Annotated in this window: 8 protein-coding genes; 5 read left to right on the top strand and 3 right to left on the bottom strand. The window is 43.5% G+C overall.

The features are described 5' to 3' along the window. On the top strand, nucleotides 1-439 hold a 439-nt coding region (locus O9300_RS02775), incomplete at its 5' end, for an RNA-guided endonuclease TnpB family protein (RefSeq protein WP_287969908.1). 157 nt (nucleotides 440-596) lie between these two features. Here the strand turns inward: O9300_RS02775 and O9300_RS02770 are convergent. The 3 genes from O9300_RS02770 to O9300_RS02760 all read right to left on the bottom strand — a co-directional run bounded on the left by O9300_RS02770 (nucleotide 597) and on the right by O9300_RS02760 (nucleotide 2,774). After that, the gene (locus tag O9300_RS02770) at nucleotides 597-866 is read right to left on the bottom strand and encodes a type II toxin-antitoxin system RelE family toxin (protein WP_149987661.1); all 270 of its coding nucleotides are present in this window, start codon (nucleotides 864-866) and stop codon (nucleotides 597-599) included. Continuing rightward, a complete protein-coding gene (locus O9300_RS02765) occupies nucleotides 863-1,093 on the bottom strand; it encodes a hypothetical protein (protein WP_002784101.1) in 231 nt (76 codons plus the stop codon). Before O9300_RS02765 ends, O9300_RS02770 begins: the two co-directional genes overlap by 4 nt. Nucleotides 1,094-1,265: 172 nt before the next feature. Beyond that, nucleotides 1,266-2,774, bottom strand: coding sequence for a serine/threonine-protein kinase (locus O9300_RS02760; RefSeq protein WP_287969906.1), 1,509 nt, complete (start codon nucleotides 2,772-2,774; stop codon nucleotides 1,266-1,268). Nucleotides 2,775-3,390: 616 nt separating this feature from the next. Here O9300_RS02760 and cruF point away from each other — a divergent pair. The 4 genes from cruF to O9300_RS02740 all read left to right on the top strand — a co-directional run bounded on the left by cruF (nucleotide 3,391) and on the right by O9300_RS02740 (nucleotide 8,600). Continuing rightward, the gene (gene cruF / locus O9300_RS02755; RefSeq protein ID WP_079206048.1) at nucleotides 3,391-4,305 is read left to right on the top strand and encodes a gamma-carotene 1'-hydroxylase CruF; all 915 of its coding nucleotides are present in this window, start codon (nucleotides 3,391-3,393) and stop codon (nucleotides 4,303-4,305) included. Nucleotide 4,306: 1 nt separating this feature from the next. Beyond that, the gene (gene cruG / locus O9300_RS02750; protein WP_287744306.1) at nucleotides 4,307-5,497 is read left to right on the top strand and encodes a 2'-O-glycosyltransferase CruG; all 1,191 of its coding nucleotides are present in this window, start codon (nucleotides 4,307-4,309) and stop codon (nucleotides 5,495-5,497) included. Between the two features lie 117 nt (nucleotides 5,498-5,614). Continuing rightward, complete coding sequence (locus O9300_RS02745; RefSeq protein WP_002761829.1) at nucleotides 5,615-6,007, top strand: Het-E N-terminal domain-containing protein; 393 nt, start codon at nucleotides 5,615-5,617, stop codon at nucleotides 6,005-6,007. A gap of 139 nt (nucleotides 6,008-6,146) precedes the next feature. Continuing rightward, on the top strand, nucleotides 6,147-8,600 hold the full coding sequence (locus O9300_RS02740; RefSeq protein WP_287969902.1) for an ATP-binding protein: 2,454 nt from the start codon (nucleotides 6,147-6,149) through the stop codon (nucleotides 8,598-8,600). The last annotated feature ends 144 nt before the right edge of the window (nucleotides 8,601-8,744 follow it).

The following is an 8,744-nucleotide window of genomic DNA, read 5'->3' as shown; positions in this document are numbered from 1 at the left end:
AATTTTAGAGGATTTAAACACATCGGGAATGGTTAAAAATCGTAAGTTATCCCGTGCCATATCAGACTTAGGATGGCGTTCTTTCCGAGATATGCTATCGGCAAAATCTGATAAATATGGGCGTAATTTTCGGATAATTTCTCGATGGGAGCCAACGTCTCAGCGATGTTTCTGTTGTGGGAATATCGGCGGGAAAAAAGCGTTAAATATCCGTGAGTGGGAATGTCTTTTTTGTGGGACTTTCCATGATAGGGATGTAAACGCCGCAATTAATATCCAGGTCGCCGGTGGGCAATCGGAGACCTCAAAAAACGGACGGGTCGGAAAGTGTAAGACTTCTGTTAAAGAAGCAGCATCCCGTGAAGCGTCAACCCAGCGGTCGGTCGTTCAATTAAGTTTGTTTGATCTGCCGGGAATCACCGTCCGGCCCCGGCGGTGAGGATGTCAAAATACAGAAGTAGGCATTGGGAATGGATGATGGCTAATAGCGAAAGTGAAGAGCGGCAGATAGCTTTGGCAATATACACAAATATTAGTCCCGTCCGCTGTCCGCTCGACTGGGCTGTTATGCGGCATATTCATCGATTACCCCAAAATTACATCCGTTTCAGCAACTCATCATACTCATCATGTGCGCCAATCCAGTACCAATAAATATGCTCAGACTCTAACAAACCCAAAGCCCGATAGTTAAGGCTGACACGAGCGGAGTAGATCGGTTGCTTTTGACTGACTTGTTTAAACTGAAGGCTGGGGTGATAAGGATCTTCTTGCCAGAGTGCATAAGCTTTGGCTGCTTGTTCCTGAACTGATGCAGGAAGATTATTAAGCTGTTTACGAAACGTTTTGGTGACACTTGATTTCATTTTTGTGTCGGAAATACTTCACTGGCTAGAGTAGTTTCACCCATTGCTATTTCCTGACGCACCATCGCAGTCATCTGCTCCCATTGCTCATCTGTTGTGGCAGCAAAACTAGCTTCCCATTTTTGCTCGTCTTTCAACTCATCCAGAAACCGCGATGCGATTGCATCTTGTTGTTCGGGCGGAAGTTGTTGGATTTGGGCGATCGCCTGTTGCAGCAGTTTAGTCATAGGTTTATCGCAGTAAATACGGCAATCACATACAGTTCCTCGATTCTAACCGAAGTTCAGAAAAATTTTTCGTCAGACTCAGGAACTATGTAGGCCCCACTACGAACTTATTACAAACATTGCCTCCACCTTGTTCAATAAAAAAGGGGTTAGTTAATACCCCCCTGATTTTTTAGGGCTGCGGGGGTAATTCTGAGGCTAATTTGGCCAGAATTGTGGGTTTAAGTTGCTCGAGTTTCTGTTTTAACATCCGCTTGCTAATTTGCGGGTTGCCACCCTGGCCCGATTGACTATCTGTCACCCATTGCCGCAAAATTTGGCATTGATTGGGGGGAATATTAGCGGTGATCACATTTTCACAGATAGGGCCGCCTTCGAGGGGGAAAAATAAAATCCAGTATTGACCGGTTTCGGCGAGGGTTTTGGTCATTTTTTGACCTTGGGGGGTTTTTAAGTCCAAATAACAGGGCAACCAGCGGGGTCCCCATTGACGATGATAGAGGACAGTAATCAAGAGAATCATCGGGTGAGGTGTGGGTAAAAAGAGGAATTTATTATAACGGACACTAGCAACCCGGACGGCGATATCCTCTCGATCCAACATTACCCATAAACTGGCAAAAACGCCGTCAGCAGCTCGGAGACAGCGTGAGAAGACAATTTTTTGGCGCGGTTTATCCTCAGGCCAACTGGACTTGAGACAGATATCCCTCGCATTAGCAGCAGAAACAATGGTTTGATTTAAATCATCAAGGGTTTTGATTTTGCTGGTGTAATCGTCGGTTTTTTTGACTATTTCATTTTTGACTAGGGGTTCAAGTCGTTCGAGACGTTGTAGTATATCTGTAACACTTGACGGGCGATCGCCGGGTGCTTTGGCCAAGCAGCGCAGGATTAACTGTTCTAATTCTGGCGGTAATTGCAAGCTAGAATTAAAGGAACGGGGTTCGGCGTAGTGGTGAACCTCATACCAACCGCCAAAGGAGGGATTATCGGGAAAAACGGGCGTTTCTCCCGTGATCATCTCGTACATCATAATCCCAAAACTGTAGATATCGGAACGATGATCGAGTTCTTTACCTTCCATCTGTTCTGGGGAACAATAGGCTAAGGTTCCCATAAACGATTGGGTTTGGGATTCTCCCGATTGGATGAGTTTAGCGATGCCAAAATCGAGAATTTTCACCAATTCCCCTAATCCTGAGTCCTGAATCACCATAATATTGCTTGGTTTGATGTCCCGGTGAATAATCGGACACATCTCCCCTTGGAAGATAATACCCTTATGGGCGCATTCCAGGCCGAAACAAATCTGACGGGTGAGATTGAGAAAGCGCAGGGGGGGCAGCGGCTGATGTTTGATGATTTCACTCATGCTCTCCCCCTGCAAAAATTCCATGACGTAGAAGGGGACTTCCTTGTCATCTACACCATAATCACGAACTTTAACAATATGAATACTTTTTTCGCCTAAAAGTGCCGAAATAGTCGCCTCTCGCTCGAAGCGCTCACGCATTCTTTGGTTGAGGAGAGTTTGCGAGAGGAATTTCACGGCGACGGTTACGCCACCTAATAGTTTATCTTCTGCTCGATATACTTGTCCCATGGCACCGCTACCGATCAACTCGACCAGTTGGTATCGATTGGCAAGTAAGCTCCGATGTCTAGATTCTGCCGACATAGCTAGGCTACTGTGTTAATTATAGTGAGTCTGGTGGAGAGAGTTTTTTTTAGAACCGCTGCAATTGGTGGGCGATTGAGAGGACTTAATCTTAGAATGCCTTTTTTTCGGTTCTTCGTTACTTGGTATGGTTCGAGCAGAGGGCATAAATCGACTAAATCCTTATCTGGCAAGAGACTTAATTGATTAGCTCGTTCTAGCTCGAAAACAATTGGCAAAAATCGCAGCCATGTCTTTCTATATAAGGGTTTCATCCCTTATAACCCCCGTCTATTACATAACACAAACCGAAGAACCTTTGTTTCGGGCTAAAAGCATCATTTTTAACATATATTTATTTTCAGGCATTTTTAGTCATTGCCCCTTGCATAATTAATTTTTGGGGGTTGAAAAAATGAAAAAACTAAGTATAAAGTACCACAAAATCTCTAAATAGACAATTTGATTGATTATTATGACCACTGACTCCTGCCTACTGACTCCTAAAGAACTACTACAGGCAAATCCCTAACCCCCCTAAAACTTTTTTGCCGAAAGTGACCGATCTGCGTAATAATTCTTTAATAAAGATTTGTAAACTTGAAAATGATTATCCTTTCGCAGTGCTAGAGATTTAATGAGACGACTAATTGCGATCGAAAAAGCTCTGCTCATCGGTCATATTGTATCGATGGCTTTTGGACTAGCGGGATTGTTGCTAGTTTTGCCCCATCCCGAATTTGTGGCCAATTTACCAGATTTTGGCAAAACTGCCTTTGCTTGGTCAATGGCCGGGGGGGGTGTGGTGTATATGGTGTTAGGAATGGCAGCCGTGGCTGTTTATGCCTATCGGACTCTAGGAGTGTGGCACTGGTTAGGATTCATGGTTCCCGCTATCAGTTTATCCCTTTGTAGCGAACTATTAGGAACCAGTACCGGCTTTCCTTTCGGTCATTATCGTTATCTTTCGGGCTTAGGTTACAAAATTGCGGGTTTAGTCCCCTTTACTATCCCCCTATCTTGGTTTTATCTCGGTTTTAGTGCCTATATCATCGCTCGTGTTGGTTTATCCACTCTTGCTATACCCCAGTGGCTACAAAATCTAGGAGCGATCGCTATCGGGGCGGTATTATTAACTTCATGGGATTTTGTCCTAGATCCGGCCATGAGTCAAACTACCATGCCCTTCTGGATTTGGGAACAACCGGGGGCCTTCTTTGGGATGCCCTATGAAAATTTTGCCGGTTGGTTTGGCACGGGTTGTGTTTTTATGACGGTAGCCACTTTAATTTGGCAAGTGCAACCGGTGAAACTGCCAAGTCAAGATTTAACCCTACCTTTTGTGATGTATTTAGGTAATTTTGGCTTTGCTACGGTCATGAGTATGGGTGCTGGTATTTATCCGCCGATTTTCTTAGGATTACTCACCGGTATTCTGCCTTTAATACTCCTCTATAATCGCGCCAAGGCTGTTGCTTCCGGGCAAACAGTGGCAACCAGCGAAGTAACAACCCTAAAAATCCCCGTTGTGTCGGTGAGAGGAGCCAAATAAGTTGTTAACTGAGATAATTCTCGGTGCATTCTGCCTGGGGCTACTGCTGTCTCAGGCTGTTGCCTTTTTTATCCTTCTTTCCCGTCTGCTAAAAGGGGCGCGTCGTCGTCCTCCCCTGACTCCCCAACCCCCCACCCCGGAGATGTTAGGGACAGTAAGCGTGATTGTGCCGACGTTAAACGAAGTGGCCAGGATTGACGGTTGTTTACGGGGATTGAGTCAACAGAGTTACGAAGTGCGAGAAATTCTGATTGTCGATAGCAATTCCCAAGATGGTACGCGGGAAAAAGTCAAAGAGATAGCGGCAAAAGACCCCCGCTTTCGCTTGAAAACCGATTATCCTTTGCCCCCCGATTGGGTAGGTCGTCCCTGGGCGTTACACAATGGTTTTTTGTTTAGTTCTCCTAAAAGTGACTGGATTTTGGGCATTGATGCCGATACCCAACCCCAAGCAAATTTAGTCGCCAGTTTAGTTAAAGCTGCGATCGCAGAAGGTTATGATTTAGTTTCCCTGTCGCCGCAATTTATCCTCTCCTATCCGGGAGAATGGTGGTTACAGCCAGCTTTATTGATGACTTTGCTCTATCGCTTTGATGCGGCCGGAGTGCGCGGGCAAGATCCCCAACGAGTCATGGCCAATGGTCAATGTTTTCTCTGCCGGCGGTCAGTTTTAGCGGCTTTAGACGGTTATAGCGGGGCAAAAGGTTCTTTTTGCGATGATGTCACCCTCGCCCGTCTAGCGGCAACGAAAGGCTATCGGGTGGGATTTCTCGATGGGGCGAAGTTGATTCGCGTGCGGATGTACGAAGGACTTAAGGAAACTTGGCGCGAATGGGGCAGATCTCTTGACCTCAAAGATGCCTCCTATCAGGGGCAATTATGGGGCGATTTAGCTTTATTAGCTCTTACTCAGGGATTACCGATAATTATCACTCCTTTACTGCTCACAGCTTTGATTTTTGGCTACAATTTCCTGAGTTTAAAAATTGTTTTGACTTTAAACCTGCTGCTGTTATTGATTCGTTTTGCCCTTTTATTGGCTGTCTCTCCTAGCTACTATCGGGGCGAAAAAGTCAATCTATCTTCGGGATTATTTTGGCTATCTCCCCTCGCGGATCCGCTGGCAGTTATCCGCATTTTTATCTCTGCTTTTACCCGTCCCCAAAGTTGGCGCGGTCGAGTGTATCAGTAATATTTTTTGATATCCGTAAAGAGGTTGATGTACCTTGTAGTCACAATTAAGACGGTCAATGAGGCGAACTCATCAGACCACTATTTACTCCTTCTACATAATAATTGAGGCTCAACTATGGACCCTATTTCTCTGATTCTTGCTGCTTTAGGGGCTGGTGCGCTCGCTGGCGCTAAGGATACCGCAGGAACAGCTGTTAAAGATGCCTATCAGGGTTTGAAGACTTTAATTAAGAAGAAGTTTGAAGGCGATGTTCTGGGACAAGCGATGGTAGATGCCAAACCAGAAGAAATCAAGCAAGCTGAAGGTTTGTTAAAAGATAAAATTACCAAAGCTGGTGCTGATCAAGATCAGGAAATCATTAAAGTGGCTCAGGATTTACTCGATCAAGTCAAAGAACAGCCCGGTGGACAGGAGATAATCAATCAAACTCAAACTAATACGGTGAGCGGCGTAACTGTTGGTGGAAACTTTGAATTTAAGCCAGTTCAAGAAGGCAAGAAGAGTTAAGAAAGCGTGAATTTGAATAAGGGTTCGGTAAAATTTGACCACTTAAACAAAGATTAGAAGGAGTGCTGGATTTAGCTGAACCGACAGCCATTTGTTGCATCTCTGGTCCCTAAAACAAAACATCGGAGATGCCACTACTATGAGCCAGTCAATTCCAGACCGTCAATCTCAGGAACAAGATAACCTGATTAAAGATACTAACGTTAGCGGTGATTTAATCATCGCTCCCGTTCAAATTGGTACTAAAATTGAGACTCAAACTGTCCAGATTTCAGTTGCTAAAGGTACGCAGCAACCATTGACTATGAAGTCACCTTATCGGGGACTGAAAAGATTTAATGACAAAGACAGAGATCTCTTTTTCGGTAGAGATAAGTTAATTGCTGAATTATTTGAGATGGTGAATCGAAGCAACTTGAGTTTAGTGTTAGGGGCTTCTGGAAGTGGCAAGTCTTCTGTGGTGCGTGCGGGGTTAATTCCTGAGTTGAAAAAATCTCTGGAGTCTCAAACATTTTATGACTTCATCTTTACACCGAATCAAGATCCCTTTGATTCCCTACATCGGTGTTTACTCATTGAGGAGAAGGATTATCACTTCAGTGAAGCAGAAGTCGAGATTGCCCGAGAAGCAAAGGCAGATACCCTAACTAACGTGATTGACACCTTAAGGAAAGATGGGGAACGGTGGCTAATTTTTGTCGATCAATTTGAAGAATTGTTCACTATTTGCAACGATTTAGATAAACGCAAAAATTTTATTGCAGGTCTTGTTCAAGTTGCCAAGTCTGGGAATAGTTCTGTCAAGATTGTACTGGCAATGCGGGCTGACTTTCTGGACCAATTGAGTTTCTATCCCGATTTAGGTGCTATTGTTAACGAAAATAATAATATGCGTCTGGTGACTATGATGCATCCAGATGAACTGCGACAGGCGATTGAGCAACCAGCAGCCAAGCATGGGGTCGTGTTTGAAGAAGGGTTAGTTGAACAAATTATCAAGGAACTTGATGGACAAAAAGGTTATCTTCCCTTATTGCAATATACCCTGAATTTGCTTTGGAAAAGTGAATGCCAAACTCGCTGTGCTGATGGTCGCTTTGAGATCGAAGACCGTATCTTAAACAAGAAAAGTTATGCAGCGTTAGAGGGGGTAAGGGGAGCATTGCAAAAGCGGGTCAACGAGATATACCGCAATTTGAACGAAGACGAAAAGACAACCACTAAGCAAATATTTTTGAAGCTAGTTAATGTTGTTGATACTGATTCAGGCAGTAGAGCAGTGAGCAGACGAGCTTATCGAAATGAATTTGTCGGTAAATCAGAAGAAAAGCTCCTCGAAAAGTTCATTAATAAAGACAAGTTGCTAGTTAGTAGTAGCGAGTATTCTAGTACGGAAGAAATGCAAGCGAGTGACAGCAAGCGTCTGAAACAACCTCCAACTCCAACCGTAGAAATTGCCCATGAAATTTTGCTCTCATCTTGGAATGAGTTAAAAGACTGGCTTGAACAAGCAAAAGAAGCAATTATCTTCAAAAATCGGTTGACTGATGAGACAAGACGGTGGCAAAAAATTCGCTTAGAGGATGAGTCTAAAGCTCAGGATGAACTCTTGAAAGGCTATCAATTGGCTAAGGCTGTAGAGTTGAGAAATAAAGAAGGCGCTTTTAAAAATCTTCGTGGCTTAAGACCAGAAGAAAGTGAATTCATTGATGCCAGTGTCAATTGGCAACAGCAACAAGAGCAGCAAAAGAAAAACCGACGACGAAATACCATTGTAAGCCTCGCTACTTTTTCAGTCATTTCTTTGGGGCTGGCCAGCTTTGCAGGAATTCAATTATGGAATGTTAAGGTTGCTAAACAACGCACACAAGAAGAACTTATTCACTCTGCTTGGATAAGCCTTAAGCCATTAAAAAAAAGCTATGAAGAGTGTGGAACTTGGCTCGATTATGGACTGCGCGATCTCTACTGTCAGATCAAGCCCTTTGTTGATTATAGCAAATTAATGGCGATATCTGGCTTACTTATTTTCAAGGAGGGTGGTCCCCATACTATTTCTAGTCTGAACTTTGAGGGTGGCTACGAGTTTGGGCATTACAACCCAGAATTTCTAACATGGATTCAAGAGAAAGTTGTTATTGACCCTGCTGACAGCATATTTAAGCAACAAATCCAACTAGCTTACAATGATAAAATTAAAGTAGTAGCAAGAGCTTTCTACCAAACACATAAAATTTTGTTTGCAACCCCTGAAGGATCTGATGAGTTTAAAACAATCAAGAGTAAATATCAAGATAAAATTGAAAAGCAAACTCTAGAACCTTGTTACTTTGGAGGAGAAGATCAACAACCCGAAAAATGTGGTGGTTTGTATCTGCAAGAAGAGTTTAGACGGCTGGGTGACTATTTAGCCAACCAAAATAAAAATATTTCTGAAAGGATTAATGGGGAAGATAATTATTGGTATCTAGCGATAGTATCGGGAGGTTTTTGGGTTCGGCGCTCTATTGATGGAACAGAACAACAGTTTTTTGATATCTTGACACAACTTCTGGAAATCTATGATTCAGAGTGGCTGAGTGAACACGAGTGAACAGGGAGCATCTCACTTACGCGATAAGTAATTATACTTAGCCTAAAAGCCACTCTTAATCGTGTCTTGGAACGAAATAGAGGCTTTTAAAGACTGCGTACATGGAGAATTAAAACAAGAATTACCCTCGAAAAGCCTATTTTT

Origin of the sequence: Microcystis sp. LE19-195.1E, assembly GCF_027532095.1 — a bacterium.
GTDB classification, from domain to species: Bacteria; Cyanobacteriota; Cyanobacteriia; order Cyanobacteriales; family Microcystaceae; genus Microcystis; species Microcystis aeruginosa.
The sequence above is the reverse complement of the archived record's forward strand: the minus strand, read 5'-3'. Positions and strand labels throughout refer to the sequence as shown.

Excerpts from the sequence above, each read along its gene's own strand:
- O9300_RS02770 (WP_149987661.1), bottom strand. The coding sequence starts at position 866 with ATGAAATCAAGTGTCACCAAAACGTTTCGTAAACAGCTTAATAATCTT.
- O9300_RS02765 (WP_002784101.1), bottom strand. The coding sequence starts at position 1,093 with ATGACTAAACTGCTGCAACAGGCGATCGCCCAAATCCAACAACTTCCG.
- O9300_RS02760 (WP_287969906.1), bottom strand. The coding sequence starts at position 2,774 with ATGTCGGCAGAATCTAGACATCGGAGCTTACTTGCCAATCGATACCAA.
- cruF (WP_079206048.1), top strand. The coding sequence starts at position 3,391 with ATGAGACGACTAATTGCGATCGAAAAAGCTCTGCTCATCGGTCATATT.
- O9300_RS02745 (WP_002761829.1), top strand. The coding sequence starts at position 5,615 with ATGGACCCTATTTCTCTGATTCTTGCTGCTTTAGGGGCTGGTGCGCTC.
- O9300_RS02740 (WP_287969902.1), top strand. The coding sequence starts at position 6,147 with ATGAGCCAGTCAATTCCAGACCGTCAATCTCAGGAACAAGATAACCTG.